Source organism: Kitasatospora sp. NPDC056273 (assembly GCF_042268845.1).
GTDB lineage: Bacteria > Actinomycetota > Actinomycetes > Streptomycetales > Streptomycetaceae > Kitasatospora.
Genome location: NZ_JBHJSJ010000018.1, coordinates 30,342 through 51,758 on the forward strand (window position 1 = coordinate 30,342; position 21,417 = coordinate 51,758).

1 protein-coding gene and 1 pseudogene are annotated in these 21,417 nt (G+C 75.5%); both read left to right on the forward strand.

Going from position 1 to position 21,417, the window contains the following annotated elements; translation table 11 throughout:
• The first annotated feature begins 5 nt into the window (after positions 1-5).
• On the forward strand, positions 6-2,000 hold the full coding sequence (gene asnB / locus ACFCY1_RS18225; protein ID WP_375875198.1) for an asparagine synthase (glutamine-hydrolyzing): 1,995 nt from the start codon (positions 6-8) through the stop codon (positions 1,998-2,000).
• Positions 1,997-21,337 (forward strand): annotated as a pseudogene (locus tag ACFCY1_RS18230) (SDR family NAD(P)-dependent oxidoreductase); the annotation flags it as partial. The gene asnB and the pseudogene ACFCY1_RS18230, both read left to right, overlap by 4 nt.
• Between the last annotated feature and the right edge of the window lie 80 nt (positions 21,338-21,417).

Here is a 21,417-nt window from a genome sequence, read left to right on the forward strand (position 1 = left end):
CTGCCATGTGCGGAATCGCCGGGTTCCTCGCGGACCCACCACTGACCGGAGCACCCGACGAGGTCATCACCTCGATGCTCTCGACCATCCGCCACCGCGGACCGGACCAGGCCGGCTACTACCTGGACGACGGGCTCGCGATGGGCACCGTACGGCTGGCGATCGTCGATCCCGCCGACGGCGCCCAGCCGATGTCGGACCCGACGGAGCGCTACTGGATCTGCTTCAACGGCGAGATCTACAACCACGTCGAACTGCGCGCGGAACTGGAGGGCCTGGGCCGCCCGTTCCGCACCGACCACTCCGACACCGAAGTCGCCCTCCAGGCCTGGATCCAGTGGGGTCCGGCCTGCTTCGCCCGCTTCAACGGCCCGTTCGCGCTCGCGATCAGGGACACCGCCACCGGCGGGCTCGTCCTGGCCCGCGACCGCTACGGCAAGCGCCCGCTGTACTACGCCGAGCACGGCGGCGCCCTCCTGTTCGCCTCCGAGGCGAAGGCCTTCGGCGCGTTCCCCGGCTTCCGCTTCGAGCTCTCCCCGCCGGACCTCGCGTCGATCTACGCGGTGTGGACGCCGCTGCCCGACCGCACGCCGTTCGCCGGCGTCCGCCAACTGCCCATGGGCTGCTACCTGGAGGCCGGCGGCGACCGGCGCTCGCCGCGCGCGTACGAGGAACTCTCCTTCGACGTACCGGGCTTCGACGGCACCGAGCCGGAGGCGGTCGCTTTCGTCCGGGAGAGCCTGCGGACCGCGGTGGAGCTGCGCCTGCGCTCCGACGTGGAGGTCGGCGTCTACCTGAGCGGCGGCCTCGACTCCTCCGTGGTCACCAGCCTCGCCACGCAGCTGTCCCGGCACCAGGTCCGCACCTTCTCGGTGGCCTTCCGGGACAAGAACTTCGACGAGTCCGACAGCCAACTGCTGGTCGCCGAGCACTTGGGCACCCTGCACTCCGCCCTCCCGGTCACCGGCGCGGACATCGCCGACAACCTCCCGTCGGCGGTGTACCACGCCGAGGTGCCCGCCTTCCGGACCTCCTTCGTCCCGATGTTCCTGCTCTCCCGCCACGTCCGCGACGCGGGCATCAAGACCGTGCTCAGCGGCGAGGGCTCCGACGAGGCCTTCCTCGGCTACTCCCTGTTCCGCGAGACCATGCTGCGCGAACGCTGGCACGGGCTCACCGACACCGAGCGGCGCGCCGGACTCGCCACCCTGCACCCGGAGCTGGCGCACTTCGGCCCGGCCCACCAGGGCCACCTGCTCGGCCTGTACCAGCAGTTCGCCACCGAGCGGCTGCCCGGCCTGTTCTCCCACGAACTGCGGTACCAGAACGGCAGGTTCGCGGCCCGGCTGCTCGCCTCCCGGGAGGACCCGTTCGCCGACCTGCTCGACCTGGTCGCCCGGGCGCCGGGCTACCAGGCCATGTCCGCGGTGCAGAAGGCCCAGTGGCTGGAGTACAAGACCCTGCTGCCCGGCTTCCTGCTCTCGACCCAGGGCGAGCGCGTCGCCCTGGCGCACAGCGTGGAGAACCGCTGCCCGTTCCTCGACCCGGCGGTGGTCCGGGCCGCCTCCGCGGTCAACCTCCGCTTCGACGACGGGTGGAACGAGAAGGCCGTCCTGAAGAAGGCGTTCCGCGCCGAGCTGCCGCAGTGGACCACGGACCGCCCCAAGCAGCCCTACCGCGCCCCGGGCAGTGAGGTGTTCAAGGAGCACCGCCCGGACTACCTGGAACTCCTCTTGTCCGACGCCGAGTTGGGCAAGCTCGACTTCCTGGACCAGCGGTTCGCCCGCCGCCTGACGGACCGCGTCATGGCCTCGCCCGCCGAGGACGTGAGCACCAAGGAGGACCAGGCCTTCGTCTACCTGCTCACCACCGCCGTGCTCCACCGGCAGTTCGTGCTCGACGGCGCCGGCCGGAACGGCGGATCGGCCGCCCCGGCGCTCGACCTGAAAGTGACCGTGGACCGGCGCCACGCCGTCCGGACCGGAAAGGAGGCCCGGTGACCACCGACGGCATCGCCATCATCGGACTCGCCCTGCGCTTCCCCGGGGCCGACACCCTCGCCACGCTCTTCGACCACCTCGCCGCCGGACGCTCCCTGATCACCGAGGTCCCGGCCGAACGGTGGTCCAAGGAACGCTACTTCGGGGACCCGCGCAACGGCGGCGAACGGACCAACAGCATCTGGGCCGGGTTCATCGAGGACGCGGACCGCTTCGACGCCGCCTTCTTCGCCATCTCCCCGCGCGAGGCCGAGACGATGGACCCGCAGCAGCGGTTCGCCCTCGAACTCGCCTGGAAGGCCGTCGAGGACGCGGGCTACCGCGCGAGCGAGCTCGCGGGCAGCCGCACCGGGGTCTTCATGGGCGTCTGCCACGCCGACTACGCCGAACTCATCGAGCGCGACGACGTGGCGACCGACGCCTACTTCCCGACCGGAACGGCGTACTCGATCGTCGCCAACCGGCTCTCCTACCACTTCGACCTCCACGGCCCGAGCATCACCAACGACACCGCCTGCTCCAGCTCCCTGGTGTCCGTCTACGAGGCCGTGACCGCGCTCAACAACGGGGACTGCGACCTGGCGCTGGCCGGCGGCGTCAACCTGTGCTGGTCCCCGAAGCACTTCGTGGCCTTCAGCAAGGCCGGCATGCTCTCGCCCACCGGCCGGGCGCAGGCCTTCGACGAGGGCGCCGACGGGTTCGTCCGGGGCGAGGGCGGGGCGGTCCTGCTGCTCAAGCCGCTCGCCCGGGCGATCGCGGACGGCGACCCGGTCCACGGGGTGATCAAGGGCGTCGGCACCAACCACGGCGGCCGGACCAACTCGCTGACCGTGACCAGCCCGACCGCCCAGGCCGCGCTGATCGAGGACGTCTACACCCGGGCGGGCGTCGCGCCCGGCACCGTCGGCTACATCGAGGCACACGGGCCGGGCACCCCGGTCGGGGACCCGATCGAGATCGTCGGCCTCAAGCGCGCCTTCCGCAACCTGCACGAGGCCGCCGGGACCGAACCCGACCCGGACACCACCGGCATCGGCTCGGTCAAGACCAACATCGGGCACCTGGAATCCGCCGCCGGGGTGGCGGGCATGGTGAAGGTCGTCGCCGCCATGACGGCCGGGGTGCTGCCCGCGACCGTCAACTTCCGGAGCCTGAACCCGCTGATCAACCTGGCCGGCAGCCCCTTCTACATCGTCGACGGGACCCGGCCCTGGCCGGCCGTGGACGGCGCGCCCCGCCGGGCCGGCGTCAGCTCCTTCGGCTTCGGCGGGACCAACGCCCACGTGCTGATGGAGGAACCGCGCCGCCGCACCTCCTCGGCCGGCGCGCCGGGCCCGTACGTCGTCCCGCTGTCGGCGCGCAGCCCCGAGCGGCTGCGGGTGCTCGCCGGACTGCTGCGGGAGCACCTGCTCGCGCCGGAGTCCGCGCTGCTGCCGCACCAGTCGCCGGCCGACATCGCCCACACCCTGCGGGTGGGCCGCGAACCGCTGGCCGTCCGGGCCGCGCTCGTCGTCGCCGACCGGGACCAGCTCGTGGCCGCGCTGGGGACGCTGGTGTCCGGCGAGCTCCCGGCGGGCGAGGCCGCCAACCCCGCCGGCGCCGACCCCGAGCTGATGACCGCGGTCGCCGACTGGCTGGCGGGCGGCGACGCGAGCTGGCCGCACCACCCCGGCGCCCAGCGGGTGCGGCTGCCCACCTACCCGTTCGCGCGGGACCGGCACTGGTACCGCGTGCCGGAGCCCGTCGCCCCCGCCGCCACCGGGCAGCTGCACCCCCTCGTCCACCGCAACACCTCCGACCTGGCGCAGCAGCGCTACACCTCGACGTTCACCGGCGCCGAGCCCTTCCTCGACGACCACCGGGTCGGCGGCCGGCGGGTGCTGCCCGCCGCCGCCTACGTCGAGATGGCCCGGGCCGCCGTGGCGCTCTCGGCCACCGGGACGGGGACCGTCCGGCTGCACGACCTGGCCTGGGTGCGGCCGATCACCGTCGACGAGGAACCCGTCGACGTCCAGGTCGAACTGACGCCCGGGGACCACGGCATCGCCGTCGCGTTCGTACGCGACGGCACGGAGCACGGCACCGGCCGCGCCGAGCTCGTCCTGCCCGCGCCGCCGGCCCCGCTCGACCTGGCCGCGCTGCGCGCCTCCTGCCCGGACCCGGCCGAGCCCGACGCCGTCCACCGGCGGCTGCGCGCCCAGGGCCTGGAGTACGGCCCGGCCATGCGCGCGCTGCGGGAGCTGCGCACCGGCCCGGACGGGGCACTCGCCCGCATCCGGCCGACCGAGCCCGAGGGAGCCGGACACCTGCTGCCGCCGAGCCTGCTGGACGCGGCCTTCCAGGTCTCCGTCACGCTGATGCCGGACACCGCCGGGCCGACCCTGCCGCTGGCCCTGGACGAGGTCCTGGTCCACGGGCCGTGCCCGGCCGAGAGCTGGGCCTGGATCCGGCGGACCGGCGGTTCCGGGGGTTCCGGGGCCTCCGGCGGCTCCGGCGGCTCCGGCGCAGTGGCCACCTTCGACATCGACCTGTGCGACCACGAGGGCACCGTGCACGCCACGATCCGGGGGCTCGCCCAGCGCGCCACCGGCACCGGCACCGGCCCGCGGGTCGTCACCGCCACCACCCGGTGGACGGACCGGCCGGCCGTCCCCGGCGGCCCGGCCCGCACCCCGCACACCCCGGAGCTGCCGGGCGTCGCCCCCTCGGCCCCGGCCGACGGCGTCGAGGCCGTGACGGACACGGTGTTCGCCGCCGTCCGGGAGCTGCTGCTCACCCGGCCCACCACCGAGCACCGGTTCGTGGTGCTGGTCGACGGGCGGGTCCCGGCGCACTTCCACCGGCCGCTGGCGGGGCTGTTCCGCACGGTGGCCCTGGAGAACCCGCTGGTCACCGGCCGGGTGGTGCGCGTCGACGGCCTGGAGGGCGCGGACCCGGCGACGATCGAGCGGATCGTCGCCGAGGAGTGCGCGGACGAGGGCGCCGACAGCGAGGTCCGCCGCCGGGCCGACGGGGTCCGGCAGGTGCTGGAACCCGTCGACGCCCCGCTCGCGGCCGGCCCGGCCGTCCCGGAGCTGCGGACCGGCGGGGTGTACTGGATCACCGGCGGCCTGGGCGGCCTCGGTCCGCACCTGGCCCGCTACTTCGGCCGCGCCGGGGCCACGGTGGTGCTCAGCGGACGGTCCGCCACCGGCCCGCTCGCCGAGCTGCGCGCCGACGGCGTCGACGCCCACCACCTGCCGGTGGACGTGGCCGACGCCGAGGAGGTCCGGGCCGCGGTCGAGACGATCCTGCGCGACCACGGCTCGCTCGACGGCGTCGTCCACGCGGCCGGCGTCCTGCGCGACCAGTACCTGGTGCGCAAGGACCTGGCCGACGTCCGCACCGTGGGCGCGCCGAAGATCCGCGGCGCGCTCAACCTCGACGCCGCCACCCGCCACCTCGACCTGGACCACTTCGTGCTCTTCTCGTCGGTCGCCGGGGTGTACGGCAACCCCGGCCAGTCCGACTACGCCGCGGCCAACGCCTTCCTGGACGCGTTCGCCGCGCACCGGCAGTCCCTGGTCGACGCCGGCGAGCGCACCGGCCGTACCGTCGCGGTCAGTTGGCCGCTGTGGGCCGACGGCGGCATGACGATGGACGCGGCCGGCCGGGAGGCGATGCGCCGCGAGCGGGGCTGGGAGCCGCTGCCCACCGAGGACGGGCTGCGCGCGCTCGGCGGGGCGCTGCGCGCCGACGCCCCGGCGCACGTCGTGGTCGGCTACGGCGCGGGCGCCACGCTCGCGGCCCGGCCCGCCTCACCGGTCCGAACCGCCGTACCGGGCACACCGGTTCGGACCGCCGTACCCGCCGGCCCGGTACCCGGCGGCGACGGCGGGGACCTGACCGAGCGGACCGAGGAACTGCTGCGGCGGATCGTCGCCGAGGTCCTCCGGCACCGGCCGGAGGACCTCGACCCGGCCACCGACCTCGTCGCGTACGGCATCGACTCGCTGAGCATCATGGGTGTGACCGCCGAGCTGGAGAAGCTGTTCGGGCCGCTGTCCAAGACCATCTTCTTCGAGTACCTCAACATCGCCGACGTCGCCGCCCACTTCGTGGAGTCCCGGCGGGAGCAGTTGGAGGCCGTCCTCGGCGGGGCGGCGCCGCAGGCCGAACCCGAGCCGGAGCCGGTCGATGTGCCCGTCCGGACCACCCCCGAGGCCGTCGCCGCCGTCGATGTCGCCGAGGCCCGCGCGGAGCCGTCCGGGCCGCACCGGGACCGCGACGACCGGCACGACATCGCGATCATCGGGGTCTCCGGGCGCTACCCCGGCGCCGACACCCTCGACGAGCTGTGGGAGCTGCTGGAGAACGGTCGGCACAGCTTCACCGAGGTCCCCGCCGACCGCTGGGACCACCGCGTCGTCCACGACAGCGACCGGGCCGTACCCGGCAAGAGCGTGATCCGGACCGGGACCTTCCTGCGCGACATCGACGCCTTCGACCCCCGGTACTTCCGGATCTCCAAGCGCGAGGCCGAGCAGATGTCCCCGGAGGTGCGGCTGTTCCTCCAGGCCGGTGTACAGGCGCTGGAGGACGCGGGCTACTCCCGGGAGACCATCCGGCGCCGCTACCAGGGCGACGTCGGCGTGCTCGTCGGGACGATGAGCAACCACTACAACCTGTACGGCTTCCAGAACAGCCTCACCCGCGGCGCCCCGCAGAGCGGCAGCTACACCGGGACGATCCCGAACATGCTGTCCTACTTCTACGGCCTGACCGGGCCGTCGATCTTCGTGGACACCATGTGCTCGGCCTCCTCGACCTGTGTCCACCAGGCCGTGCAGATGCTGCGGGCCGGCGAGTGCCGGATGGTGGTCGCCGGCGGCATCAACCTGCTGCTGCACCCGTACAACCTGATCACCTCCTCGCAGGAGCACTTCACCACCGGCACCTCCGACGTGATCCGCAGCTTCGGCGTCGGCGTGGACGGCACCATCCTCGGCGAGGGCGTCGGCGCGGTGGTGCTCAAGCCGCTGGTCGACGCGGAGCGCGACGGCGACCACGTGTACGCCGTGATCAAGGGCACCGCCCTGTCCAACGCCGGTGTGCGCAACGGCTTCACCGTGCCGAGCCCCGGCATGCAGGCCCGCGCGATCGAGAAGGCCGTCGAGGACGCCGGGATCGACCCGAGGACGATCGGCTACGTCGAGGGCCACGGCTCGGGCACCGCCCTGGGCGACCCGATCGAGGTCCGCGCCCTCACCTCGGCGTACCGGAAGTACACCGAGGACCGGCAGTTCTGCGCCCTCGGCTCGGTCAAGGCCACCATGGGCCACCTGCTCGCCGCCGCCGGGATGGTGGGCCTGGCGAAGGTGCTGCTCCAGCTGCGGCACGGCAAGCTGGTGCCGTCCCTGCACAGCACGGAGCTCAACCCGGACATCGACTTCGCGGACACCCCGTTCCGGGTCCAGCAGACCCTCGCCGACTGGCAGCCGGTCGTCACCACGGTCGACGGCCGGGAGGTCACCCACCCGCGCCGGGCCGGCCTCACCTCGATCGGCGCCGGCGGCATGAACTCCCACATCATCCTGGAGGAGTACCCGCTGCGGCCGGTGCGCCAGGAGCCCTTCGGCGAGCAGCTGTTCGTGTTCTCCGCCATGAACGAGGCCGCCCTCGGACGCCACCTGGCCGTCTTCCGCGACCACCTCGCCGGGGCCCGCGAGGCCGACCTCCCCGACATCGCCTTCACCCTGCGGGTCGGCAGGAACGAACTGCCGCACCGCTGGGCCTTCGTGGCGGCCGACAAGGCGGCCGCCCTGGCCGCCCTGGACGGCTGGGCGGCGGGCCGCCGGGACCTCCCGGAGCACGAGATCGCCCGGACCTGGCTCGCGGGCCGCAGCGTCGACTGGGACCGGCTGCCCACGGCCCGGCGGGTCCCGCTGCCCCCGTACCCCTTCGACCGGGTGCGCTGCTGGGTCGAGGTGGACGAGGACGCGCCGACCGTGCTCGCCCCGCTGGCCCACCGCGAGCGGCTGCACCCCTTCCTGGGACGCAACGAGTCCGACGTCCACGGCCTGCGCTACACCGCGGACCTGCGGCTCGACGACCTCCAGGACTACACCTACCGCCAGGACGGGCTCCCCGTCGTGGTGTCCACCTTCGCCGTGGACCTCGCGCTCGCCACCGCGAAGGTCAGCGGGTACGCGGCCGAGCCGGCCGTCCAGGACCTGCGGGTGCTGCGGCCGGTCGACTGGTCGGCCACCGACCGCCTCGTCACGGAGTTCGCCGACGGCCACGGCCTGGTGCGGGCCGGGGACGGGCCGCCGGCCGTCGAGTTCACCGTCCGGGCGGCCGACGCGCCCACCGGCCGGATCGACCTCACCGGCCTGCGGCAGGTGCTGGACCGGGCGGGCCTCCTGGCCGAACTGGCCGAGGGCGGCGTCGTCCCCCGGGCCGCCTCCTGCGCCGTCGACGCGGTGTCCGCCGCCCCGGACGGCGGCACCGTCCTGCACCTGTCCCGCCCCGGCGTCCAGCAGGACCACGCCCGGCGGAACGTGACCGTCGAACCGTCCGTCCTCGCGGCGATCGCCCTGGGCGTGCAGTGGACGGCCCGCCGGGCCGGGCACCCGGACTGGCAGCGGGTCGCGCCGCACCGGATCGACCGGGTCACCGTCCGGTCCGGCGGGCCGGTCGCCCACGTCCTCCTCGGCGCCGACCGGATCCTCCTGGCCGACGCTTCGGGCGAGGTGCTCGGCGCGCTGGAGGGCGTGCTGTGCGGCACCGGGGGGACGCCACCGGCGGCCCGCCGGGCCCCCCGGCCCGCCGTACTCCGCCCCGAGCCGGGTACTCCCGCGCCGGCGGAGGGCACGTCCGGACCTTCGGGTGCGGACGGGGTCGTGGAGGTGCTGCGCGAGATCGCGGCGGGGCTGCTGAAGTTCGAGCCGGAGGAGCTCGACCCCCGGACCGGGATGGACGAGTTCGGCTTCGACTCGATCTCCCTGGTGTACTTCGCCAAGCAGATCGAGGAGCGCTTCGGCGCCAAGGTCAGCCCGGCCGTGTTCTTCGACCTCAGCACCCTGGAGGCGCTGGGCGCCCACCTGGTCGCGGAGCACGGGGCCTCGGCCGCGCCGCGCCGCCCGGCGGCCCGCCCCGCGACCGTCCCGGCAGCCGTCCCCGCGACCGCCGCCGTGACGACCCCCGCCAGCGGGCGCCGGCCCCTCCCGGACCGGCCCGGGAGGGCCCCGGACACGCCGATCGCCGTGATCGGCGCGGCCGGACGCTTCCCCGGCGCCCGCGACCTCGGCGAGTTCTGGGCGAACCTGCTGGCCGGGCGGGACTCCGTCACCGCCTTCCCGCTGGACCGCTACGACGAGGAGCAGCGCCGGGCCATCACCGCCCTGGACTTCCCCCGGCGGATGGGCGCCCTCGACGAGGTCGACGCCTTCGACGCGGCGTTCTTCCGGATCCTGCCGCGCGAGGCCGAACTGATGGACCCGCAGCACCGGCTGGTGCTGGAGACGGTGTGGCAGGCACTGGAGGACAGCGCCCACCGCCCGAGCGAACTCCCCTCCAACACCGGGGTGTTCATCGGCGTCACCAACAACGACTACGCGACCCTGCTCAGCACCCGAGGGGTGCGGCCGGACGCCTTCACCGCGACCGGCACCAACCACTCGATCCTGGCCAACCGCATCTCCTACCTGCTCGACGTGCGCGGCCCGAGCGAGCCCATCGACACCGCCTGCTCCAGCTCGCTGGTGGCGGTGCACCGCGCCATGGAGGCCATCCGGTCCGGCGCCTGCGACCTGGCGATCGCGGGCGGGGTGAACGTCCTGCTCGACGCCGGCACCTTCGTCAGCGCCCACCGCGCGGGGATGCTCAGCCCGGACGGCCTGTGCCGCACCTTCGACGCCGACGCGAACGGCTACGTGCGCGGCGAGGGCGTCGGGGCCGTCGTCCTCAAACCGCTGGCGGCGGCCGAGCGGGACGGCGACGCGATCCTCGGCGTGCTCCGGGGCAGCGCCTACAACCACGGCGGACGGGCCAACTCGCTCACCGCGCCGAACGCCGACGCCCAGGCCGAGCTGGTCACCGCGGCCGTCGGCGACCTCGACCCGGACACCATCGGCTACATCGAGACCCACGGCACCGGCACGGCCCTCGGCGACCCGGTCGAGGTCCGCGCGCTGCGCACCGCCTTCCGCCGGCTCGGCCGCAGCGACGACGGCGCCTGCGGCCTGGGCTCGGTCAAGACCAACATCGGGCACCTGGAGTCCGCCGCCGGCATCGCCGGGCTGCTGAAGGTGCTGCTCTCGCTCCGGCACGGGGTGCTGCCCGCGAACCGGCACCTGCGGCGGGTCAACCCGTTCGTCGAACTCGACGACGGGCCCTTCCACCTGGTCCGGGAGAACGAGCCCTGGCCGCGTCCGCGCGACCGCGACGGCCGGGACGGGCCGAGGCGCGCCGGGGTCAGCAGCTTCGGCTTCGGCGGCGTCAACGCCCATGTCGTGGTCGAGGAGTACGTCCCGGTCCGGGCCGGCCGGGAGGAGCCCGCCGGGGACGTCCTGGTGCCGCTCTCGGCGCGCACCCCGGGGCAGTTGACCGACCGGGCCCGGGACCTGCTGGCCTTCCTGGAGCGGTCGGAGGGGGTGTCCCTGCGCTCGGTCGCCTGGACCCTCCTGGCCGGCCGGGAGGAGATGGCCGAGCGGATCGCCTGGACGGTGTCCAGCGTGGCCCAACTCACGGAGCGGCTGCGGGCGTTCGTCGCCACCGGCGACCGGGGCGAGGCCACCGGTCCGGCGGCGCGCTGGATCGCGGGCGAGGCCCTCGACCGGTCGGCCTGGACCGGCGGAGCGACGCCCGGCCGGGTGCACCTGCCCGGGTACCCCTTCGCCCGGGACCGCTTCTGGCACCCGGAGGCCGAGCCCGCCCCGGCGCCCGTCGCGGCACCGGACACCGAAGCGGCCGCCGCCCCGGAGGCCGTCACGGTCCTGTCCGTCCCGGCCTGGGCTCCGGCCCCCGCCGCGCCGGGCCGCCGCCACGACCGCCGCGCGGTCGTGCTGTGCGGGGTCGACGGCGACGTCCCCGGGGCGATCCGGCTGGAGACCGCCAAACAGCGGCCGGAGAGCCGGTTCCGCGACCTGTCCTGGCAACTGCTGGAGACCGTCCGGGGCCTGGCGGCCGAGGAGGGCACGGTGCTGGTCCAGGTGGTCACGGACACCGCGGCCCTGGCCGGCCTGCTGCGCTCGGTGGCCAAGGAGGACCCGGGAGTCCTCGGCCAGGTGATCGTCCTGGACGGCGCCGCGGGCGTCGACCCGGCCACCGCGGTCACGGAGAACGCCGACGGCGCGGACGACCTCGTCCGCTACCGCCACGGCGTCCGGCAGACCCTCGGCTGGACCCCCGCCGCTCCCCCGGCCACCGGCTCCGCCCCGCCGTGGCGGGACGGCGGCGTCTACCTCGTCACCGGCGGCGCCGGCGGCATCGGCGCCGCGACGGCCCGCCGGATCGCCGCCGACGTCCGACGGCCCACCCTCGTCCTCGCGGGCCGGTCGCCGGCCGACGAGCGGGTGGAGGCGCTGCTGGCCGACCTGCGGCAGGCCGGCGCGGTCGCGCGCTACGTGCGGGCCGACCTCTCGCGCTGGGAGGAGGTCCGCCACCTCGTCGCCGAGGCGGGCGAGGTCACCGGGGTGGTGCACGCCGCCGGAGTGGTCCGCGACGCCCTGGTCGCCGAGAAGACCGCGGCGCAGTGGGAGGAGGTGCTCGGCGCCAAGGCGGACGGCCTCGTCCACCTCGACCGGGCCACCGCGCACTGCCCGCTGGAGTTCGTCCTGGCCTACTCCTCCGGCGCCGCCGTCACCGGCAACCCCGGGCAGAGCGACTACGCGGCCGCCAACGCCTTCCTCGACGAGTTCGCCGCCTCCCGCAACGCGGCCGTCGCCCGGGGGGAACGGCGGGGCCGGACGCTCTCCGTGGCCTGGCCGCTGTGGCAGGACGGCGGCATGACCGTCGACGACCGCACCCTGGCCTACCTGTGGGAGGACCGGGGGCTGGTCCCGATGCCGACGCCGACGGGCCTCGCCGCCCTGGTCGACGCCTGGCACACCGGGGCGGACCGGGTGTGGGTGCACCACGGCTCGCCCGCCCCGGCCGCTGCTCCTGCCGCTGCCGCTCCGCCCGCGCCCGCACCCGCACCGTCCGGGGGCCGCACCGCGGACCGCGCCGTGCTGGACCACCTGCGGGAGGTCTTCGCGGAGGTCAGCAAGCTGCCCCCGCAGGCGGTGGACCCGGACCGGCCGTTCGTCGACATCGGTCTCGACTCGGTGATGGTGATCCAGCTCAACCGTGCGCTGGCCCCGTTCTACCCCGAGGCCTCCTCGACCCTGTTCTACGAGCAGCCGAACCTGCGGGCGGTGGCCGCCCGGCTCGGCGGCGCACGCCGCCCGGAGCCCGTACCGCAACCCGTACCGGAGCGGGCGACCGGGCCCGCCCCGGCGGCCCCCTCGGGACGGACCGTCCCCGCCGGGGAACCCGCCGTCGGACGTGCCGCCGGGCGCCCCGCCGGCCCCGACGAGCCGATCGCCGTCATCGGGCTGAGCGGCCGCTACCCGGGCGCCGCCGACCTGGGCGAGTTCTGGGAGAACCTCAGGGCCGGCCGCGACAGCGTCCGCGAGATCGACCGGTGGCCGCTGGACGGCTTCTTCGAACCCGACCACACCACCGCCGCGACCACCGGGCGCAGCTACAGCAAGTGGGGCGGGTTCCTGGACGGCTTCGCCGACTTCGACCCGAGGTTCTTCGGCATCGCCCCGCGCGACGCCTACGCGATGGACCCGCAGGAGCGGCTGTTCGTCCAGGCCGCCTGGGAGGTGCTGGAGGACGCCGGGTACACCCGCGCCCGCCTCGCCGAGCAGCACGACCACCGGGTCGGGGTGTTCGCCGGCGTCACCAAGGTCGGGCACGCCCGGCACCCTGCGGGCCGGCTGCCCTCGGGTGAACTCGTCGTCCCCGGGCTGTCGTTCGCCTCGCTGAGCGCCCGGGTGTCCTACCTGCTCGACCTGCGCGGGCCGAGCCTGACCGTGGACACCATGTGCTCGGCCTCGCTGACCGCGATCCACGAGGCCTGCGAGCAACTCCGCAGCGGGGCCTGCGAGGTCGCCCTGGCCGGCGGCGCCAACGTCTACACCCACCCGCTGGACTACGTCGAGCTGTGCCGCTCCGGCATGCTCTCGCCCGACCGGTACTGCCGCAGCTTCGGCGCCGGCGGCCACGGGTTCGTCCCGGGCGAGGGCGTCGGCTGCGTGCTGCTCAAGCCGCTGTCCCGGGCCCTGGCCGACGGGGACCGGGTGCTGGGCCTGATCCGCGCCACCGGCGTCAACCACGGCGGGCGCAGCACCGGTTACACCGTGCCGAGCCCGACCGCCCAGGCCGCGCTGATCCGTCAGGTGCTCGACCGGGCCGGCGTCTCGGCGCGGCAGGTCGGGTACGTCGAGGCGCACGGCACCGGCACCGAGCTGGGCGACCCGATCGAGGTCGCCGGCCTGGCCGCGGCGTTCCGGCAGGACACCGAGGACCGCCAGTACTGCGCGCTCGGTTCGGTGAAGTCCGGCATCGGGCACCTGGAGGCCGCCGCCGGCGTGGCGGGCCTCACCAAGGTGCTGCTGCAACTCGGGCACCGGGAACTGGTCCCCACCCTGAACGCCGAACAGCCCAACCCGAACATCGACTTCGGGTCGTCCCCCTTCCGGCTCCAGCGCGAAGCGGCGCCCTGGCACAGCGAGGGCCCGCGGATCGCGGCGGTGTCCTCCTTCGGTGCCGGCGGCTCCAACGCGCACGTGATCGTCGAGGAGTACCCCGTGCAACCCGCAGACGGCACCGAGGACGGCGCCGAACACGTCGTCGTCCTCTCCGCCCGGACCCCCGACCGACTCGCCGCCTCCGTCGACCGGTTGGCCGCGTTCCTCGACCGGGCCCCGGACACCCCGCTGGCCGACCTCGCGTACACCCTCCAGGTGGGACGGGAGGCGATGGCCGAGCGGTACGCGGTCGTGGTCTCCTCCACCGGGGAGCTGCGGGACGCGCTGCGCGAGGGCCGGGGGCTCCGGGGCAGCGCGGGGACGGCGCCCGACGGGCTGCTCGCGGAACTCACCGCGGACGGCGAGCTCCAGGAGCTGCTCGTCCGGCGCTGGAGCGCCGCCGGGGAGCTGTCCAAGGTCGCGGCCCTGTGGGCGTCCGGCGTCGCGATCGACTGGCGGAGCACGCACCGGGAGGCGCGGCGGACCATCGCCCTGCCCACCTATCCGTTCGCCGCGGAACGGTTCTGGATCGGCGACCTGGCCCGGTCCGGGGACGTTCCCCCCGCAGCACCCGTTCCCCCCGCGGCCGCCGAACCGGTCGACCTGGACGACCTGGCCGGTCTTGACGAACCGGCCGAACCCGCCGACCTGGACGGGCTGGTGCCCGCGCTGGTGCGGGAGAAGGTCGCCGCCGCCCTCGCGATGGAGGCCGGCGAGGTCCTCGACGGGTCGGCGTTCGCCGATCTGGGCCTGGACTCCATCCTCGCCGTCCGGCTGGTCCACGAGCTCAACACCGCGCTCTCGCTGGACCTTTCGACCACCGTGGTCTTCGACCACAGCACGGTCGACCGGCTGGCCGCGCACCTGCTCGCCGAGCACCGGGACGCCATGGTGCCGGCCCGGACCGGCGGCGCGGCCCGGCCCTCGGCCGCGCTCGACGCCACACCGGGCGCCGCACCGAACGCCGGAGCCGCCGACGGCGGCACCCCGGCCACCGACCGCCGTCCCGCCACCAGCCGCCGTTCCGCCACCGGACAGCCGGTGGCCGCCCCCGGCCCGGTGGACCGCGGCCCGATCGCGGTCGTCGGCATGAGCGGCCGGTTCGCGGGCACCGGCTCGCTGGACGAGCTGTGGACGCGGCTGGAGAACGGGGACGACCTGGTCACCGACGCCACCCGCTTCCGCCTCGACGGCCTGAGCGCGTGCACCCGGGGCGGGTTCCTCGACCGGATCGACGAGTTCGACGCGCTGTTCTTCAACATCTCCGGCACCGAGGCCGCCGCGATGGACCCCCAGCAGCGGCTGCTGCTGGAGGAGTCGTGGAAGGCCCTGGAGGACGCCGGGTACGCCGGCCGGATGGACCGGCGGCCGTGCGGCGTGTACGTCGGCGCCTGGGCCGGGGACTACCTGGAGCTGCTCGACGGGGACGCGCCGGCCCAGGCCCTGTGGGGCAACATGGCCTCGGTGATCCCGAGCCGGGTCAGTTACGCCCTGGACCTCAAGGGCCCGGCGATCGCCGTCGACACCTCCTGCTCCAGTTCGCTGGTGGCGCTCGACCTGGCGTGCAAGGACCTCTGGTCCGGCGAGACCTCGATGGCCCTGGCCGGCGGGGTGTTCGTCCAGTCCACGCCGCGGCTGTACGGGCTCGCGGGCCGCGCGGGGATGCTCTCCCCGAGCGGGCGCTGCCACAGTTTCGACCACCGGGCGGACGGCTTCGTCCCCGGTGAGGGCGTCGGGGTGGTGGTGCTCAAGCGGCTCGCCGACGCGCTGGCGGACGGGGACCACGTCCACGGCGTGATCACCGCCGTCGGGGTCAACCAGGACGGCGCCACCAACGGCATCACCGCCCCGAGTTCGGTCTCCCAGGAGAGCCTGATCAGCGGGCTGTACGAGCGGGCCGGCGTCGACGTGGAGCGGATCGGCCTGGTCGAGGCGCACGGCACCGGCACGCCGCTGGGCGACCCGATCGAGTTCCGGGCCCTGGACCGGGTCTTCCGCGCCCGGACCGACCGCGCCGAGTACTGCGCGCTGGGCTCGGTGAAGACCACGATCGGACACGCCCAGTTCGCCGCCGGCATCGCGGGCGTACTGAAGGTCCTGCTGGCGCTCAGGCACCGGCGGATCCCCGCCGCGCTGAACTTCGAGACCGCCAACGAGGCGGTCCCGCTGGCCGGCAGCCCGTTCTACGTCAACACCCGGACCCGTGACTGGGCGGCCCCCGCCGGCGGCCCGCGCTGCGGCGTGGTGAGCTCCTTCGGGGCCAGCGGCACCAACGCCCACGTCGTCATCGAGGAGGCGCCGTCGGCCGAGCGGCCCCCGGCGCCGAGGGCGGACCACCCCGTGGTCCTGTCCGCCCGGACGGAGCAGCAGCTCGCCGAGCAGCGGCGCCGGCTCGCGGCGCACCTGCGCGCCCACCCCTCGGTGGAGCTGCGCGACCTCGCCCACACCCTGTGGGTCGGCCGGAAGCGGTTCGAGCACCGCTTCGAGTGCCTGGCGGGCGACACCGCCGAACTGGTCGCGGTGCTCGACGGCATCGCGCCCGCCCGTCCGGTCGGGGACGCGCCGGCCCCGGCCGGGGGACGCCTCGTCCCGCTGCCGACCTACCCGTTCGCCCCGGACCGGCACGGGCCGGCGGCGGGCCGCGACCGCGACCGCGTCACGCTGTCCCGTACGGACGGGCTGCTGCGGGACCACGTCGTACAGGGCCGGCACATCCTGCCCGCCGTCGCCCACCTGGAACTGGCCCGTCGGGCCCTGGGCGGCACCCGCGTCCGGATGACCAACGTGACGTGGGTCCGGCCGCTGGAGGTCGGGCCGGAACCCGTCGAGGTGCTGGTCGACCTGCGCACCGACGCCCGCGGCGGCCGGCGGTTCACGCTGTCGACCGGCGGGACGGTCCGCAGCGAGGGCACCCTGGCCCCCTCCGACGCCCCGCGCCCGGCCCGGGTGGACCTCGCCGCGCTGCGCGCGCGGTGCCCGGAGACGGTGCCCGGCGAACGGATCCACCAGGCCCTGCGGTCGATGGGCATCGAGCACGGCCCGAGCCTGCGGGCCGTCCGGCAGGCGCACGTGGGCCCCGACACGGTGCTCGCCGACCTGGTCCTGCCCGACGCGGCCGAGCCGGGCGCGCTCACCCCGGCCCTGCTGGACTCGGCGATCCAGGCCACCGTCGCGGCGCACCTGACCGAACTGCGGGACACCGCCGTGCCGTTCGCGCTGGAGCGGCTCGAGCTGTTCGCCCCCTGCACCCCGGCCATGACGGCCGTGGTGCGGGGCCTGGCGGCCGGGCCGCTCGGCCGGCTCGACATCGATCTGGTGGACGAGGACGGCGAGGTCCGGGTACGGCTGGTCGGCTACAGCTCCCGCCGGACCGGGAGCCGCACCGAACCCCGCCCGGAGGCCCGTACCGGAACGGCCGGCGCGGACCGGCCCGAACCCGCCGTCGAAGGCGCCGTCGAGGCCACCGTCGAAACCGCCGTCGAACCGGCCCTCTACGCCCCGGTCTGGGACCCGATCCCCGCGGACGGCCCCCCGGTGCCCTCCGGCGCCGACCGCGTCCTGGTCGTCGGCGGACCGGCCCCGCTCGACGGCGCGCTCCACTGGCCGCTGCCGGCCTCGGCGAGCGTCGAGGAGGCCACCGCCGCACTGCGCGGACTCGGACCGGTCGACCACCTGGTGTGGGCCGCCCCCGAGGCCGACCTCGCGCCCACCGACGCCGCCGGCTACACCGCCGCCCAGGAGGACGGGGTGGTCGCCGCGTTCCGCCTGGTGAAGGCGCTGGTCGCGGCGGGCTACGACGCCAGGCCGCTCGGGATCACCCTGGTGACGACCCGTGCGCTCGCCACCCACGCGGACGACGAGGTCCAGCCCGCGCACGCCGGGCTGCACGGCCTGTTCGGCTCGCTGGGCCGGGAGTACGGCAACTGGACCGTCCGCCGCGTCGACCTGGACGGCTCCGGCTGGCCCGCGGACCTCACCGCCCTGCCCGCCCAGTCCCCCGACGACGCCTGGGTCCGGCGCACCGGCCAGTGGCTGGCCCGCCGCTGGGCCCCGTGCGAGGCCCCGGAACGGCCGGTGTACCGGGACGGCGGCGTGTACGTCGTCATCGGCGGCGCCGGCGGGCTGGGCTCCGCGTGGACCCGGCACGTCGTGCGGAACCACGGCGCCCACGTCACCTGGATCGGCCGCCGGGCGCACGACGCCACCGTGGCGGACCGGATCCGCTCCGCCGGAGGCCCGGAGCACGTCCGCTACCTCCAGACCGACGCCGGCGACCCGGCCGCGCTGCGCCGGGTCCTGGCCGAGGTCAGGCGCCGCCACCCCCGGGTGCACGGCGTCGTCCAGGCGGCGCTGGTGCTGCGGGACAGCACCGTCGCGCGGATGGACGAGGCCGACCTGCGCGCCGCGCTGGCCGCCAAGGTCGACGTGACGACCGCCATGGCCGAGGCCTTCGACGGCGAACCGCTCGACTTCGCGGTCCTGCTGTCCTCCATGCAGTCCTTCACGACCGCCGCCGGCCAGGGCAACTACGCGGCCGGCTGCACCTTCAGCGACGCCTACGCGCACGCCCTCGGGCAGCACTGGGACACCCCGGTCCGGGTCATGAACTGGGGCTGGTGGGGCGGACTCGGGAGCGTCACCTCCGAGTTCTACCGGGAGCGGATGACCCGGGTCGGGCTGGTGTCGATCGAACCGCCGGAGGGGCTCGCCGCCCTGGCCGCCCTGCTCGGCGGCCCGCAGCGGCAGCTCGCCTACGTCCGCACCGACCGGCGCAACACCCTGCCCAACTTCGACCGCGCCACCCGGGTCTCCGCGCACGGCCCGGCCGTCCTGCCGCGCCCCGGCACGCTGCCGGCCGGCGCCGACGAGACGGACGCCGCCCTGGACGAGGTCGTCCGGTGGCGGCGGGCCGAGCGGGACCCGTGGCTCGCCAAGGTCCTCGCCGCCCAGCTGGCCGACGTCGACCGCGCGGCGGTCCTGCCGCAGTACGCCCAGTGGTGGGAGCACGCCCAGCGGCTCCTGGTGCCGGCGGAGCCCGCGGACCAGGTGCTGGCCCGGTGGGAGCGGCAGTGCGCCCGGTGGTCCGCGGACCCCGACCGGGCGGCGGAGCTGCGCCTGGCCGCGGCCATGCTCGGGGCCCTGCCCGGGATCCTGACCGGCCGTGTCCGGCCCACCGACGTGATGTTCCCGCGCGGCTCCATGGAGCTGGTGGAGGGCTGCTACCGCGACAACCGCGCCGCCGACCTGTTCAACCGCGCCATGGCCGCCACCGCCGCCGGCCTGGTCGCCGACCGGCTGCGCCGCGACCCGGGCGCCCGGCTGCGGATCCTGGAGGTCGGCGCGGGCACCGGCGGCACCAGCGTGGGGATGTTCGCCGCCCTCCAGCCGTACCGGGACAGCATCGAGCGCTACGTCTACACGGACGTCTCCAAGGCCTTCCTGAACCACGCCCGGGCCTCGTACGGGCCGGAGGTCCCGTACCTGGACTGCCGGCTGCTCGACATCGAACGGCCGCTGGCCGGGCAGGAGGTCGCCGAGGGCGCCTTCGACCTGGTCATCGCCGCGAACGTGCTGCACGCGACCAAGGACACCCGCAACACCCTGCGCAACGCCAAGGCCGCGCTGCGGCCCGGCGGTTGGCTGCTGCTGAACGAGCTCTCGGCGTTCGACCTGTTCAGCCACGTGACCTTCGGCCTGCTGGAGGGCTGGTGGCTGTTCGACGACCGGTCGCTGCGGATCCCCGGCTCGCCGGCGCTGTCGCCCGGGAACTGGCGGGACGTGCTGGCCGGTGAGGGCTTCCGCACCGTCGTGTTCCCGGTGTCCCGGGCACTCCCGCTGGGGCAGCAGGTGATCGCGGCGGAGAGCGACGGGGTGGCCCGGCAGCGGGTGCCGGCGGCACCGGCGGGAGGCGGACGGGAGACGTCCGCGGCGCCCGACCGACGCTCGGAGGCCCGGCCGCCGGCCCGGGTGGTCGACACCCCGCCGGCCCGACCGCAGGCGCCCGCCGTCGACCCCCGGCCCGCCCGGCCCGTCGACAGCCGGCCCGTCGACGCCCGGCCCGCCCGGCCGGTGGACACCCTGCCGGTGGACACCCTGCCCGCCCGGCCGCCGGCCGATCCGGCCGCGCTGGTCCTGGCCAAGGCGGCGACCGTGCTCGGCATCCCGGCCGAGCGGATCGACTCCTCGGCCCCGCTCACCGACTACGGCCTGGACTCGATCCTGGTCCTCCAGCTCACCAACGCCCTGCGCGAGGACTTCGGCGAGGACGTCTCCCCCACCCTGCTGTTCGAGGCCGAGAGCGTCGACGCCCTCTGCGCCCGCCTCGCCGGCACCCCCGACACCACCGGCGCCCCCGACAGCACCGGCACCACCGGTGAACCCGGCCGGCGCTGGGCGCTGTCCCGCGGCCAACTGACCATGTACCGGGACCAGGTGCGCTGCCCGGACTCCGTCGCCTACCACCTCCCGCTCCTGTTCGAGGTCCACGGCGACCCGGACGAGGCGGCGCTGGAACGCGCGGTCCGGGAGCAGGCCCGGATCCACCCGCTGCTGGGCGCGGTGGTCGCCGAGCGGGACGGCGTCCCGTACCTGGACGTCGATCCGGCCCGGGGGCCCTCCTTCGAACGGGTCGACCTCACACCCACCACGCGGGACGGCCGGCTGGCCGCGCTGCGCGACCTGGTCGGCGCGCCCTTCGACCTGGCCGCCGGCCCGCTGGTCCGGGCGCACCTGGCCGCCCTGCCCGACGGCCGCCGGCTCCTGCTGGTCACCGCGCACCACATCCTGCTGGACGGGACCTCGACGGCCCTGCTGGTCCGCACCCTCAAGGACGCCTACCGGGGCCGGGGACGGCTGCGGAGCGCCGAGTTCGGCGACTACACCGCCTGGGAGGAGGAGCTGCTGGCCGGCCCGCGCGGGCAGCGGCACCGGGACCACTGGCTGGCCGAACTGGCCGGCGCGGACGGGCGGTTGGACCTGCCGTACGACCGCCCGCCGGTCCCGGGGCGGCTGCCGCGCGCGGACGTGGTCGTGACCCGGCTGCCGCGGGAGCTGGCCGACGCGGTCGCCACGACGGCCAGGAGCCACCGGGTCAGCGCCTCGACCGTGCTGCTCGCCGGCTACACCCGCTTCCTCCACCGGGTGACCGGCCAGGACGACCTGATCGCGGGGGTCACCACGGCCGCCCGCTACGAGGAGCGGTTCCAGGACGTCGTCGGCCAGTTCGCGAACTGCCTGCCGATCCGGTCCACCGCCACGGAGGACGTCGCCGGGCTGCTCCGCTCCCTCCACCGCCGGGTGCTGGCCGGGATCGAGCACGGCGCCTACCCGCTGGCCGAGATCGTCCGGGCCCGGGGCGACGGGGACGGACCGCTGGTGCGGACCAACTTCCTGTTCCAGAACTTCGACGGCGCGGAGCTGCTGACCAACGGGGCGCCCACCGCTCCCGGCGACCTGGACCTCCGGGCCTTCGACGACCTGCCCTACCCGGGGGAGTATCCCCTCGCCCTGGAGGTCTACCGGGACGAGGACGGCTACAAGGCCTTCCTGAAGTACGACACCCGGCTGTTCGAGGAGGCCACCGCCCGGTGGCTGGCGGACGACTGGGTGGCGGCCCTCCTTCTGTCAGCCGGTCCGGT

What these genes read in the sequence shown, in the direction of transcription:
- asnB (WP_375875198.1), top strand. Translation starts at nt 6, where the DNA reads ATGTGCGGAATCGCCGGGTTCCTCGCGGACCCACCACTGACCGGAGCA.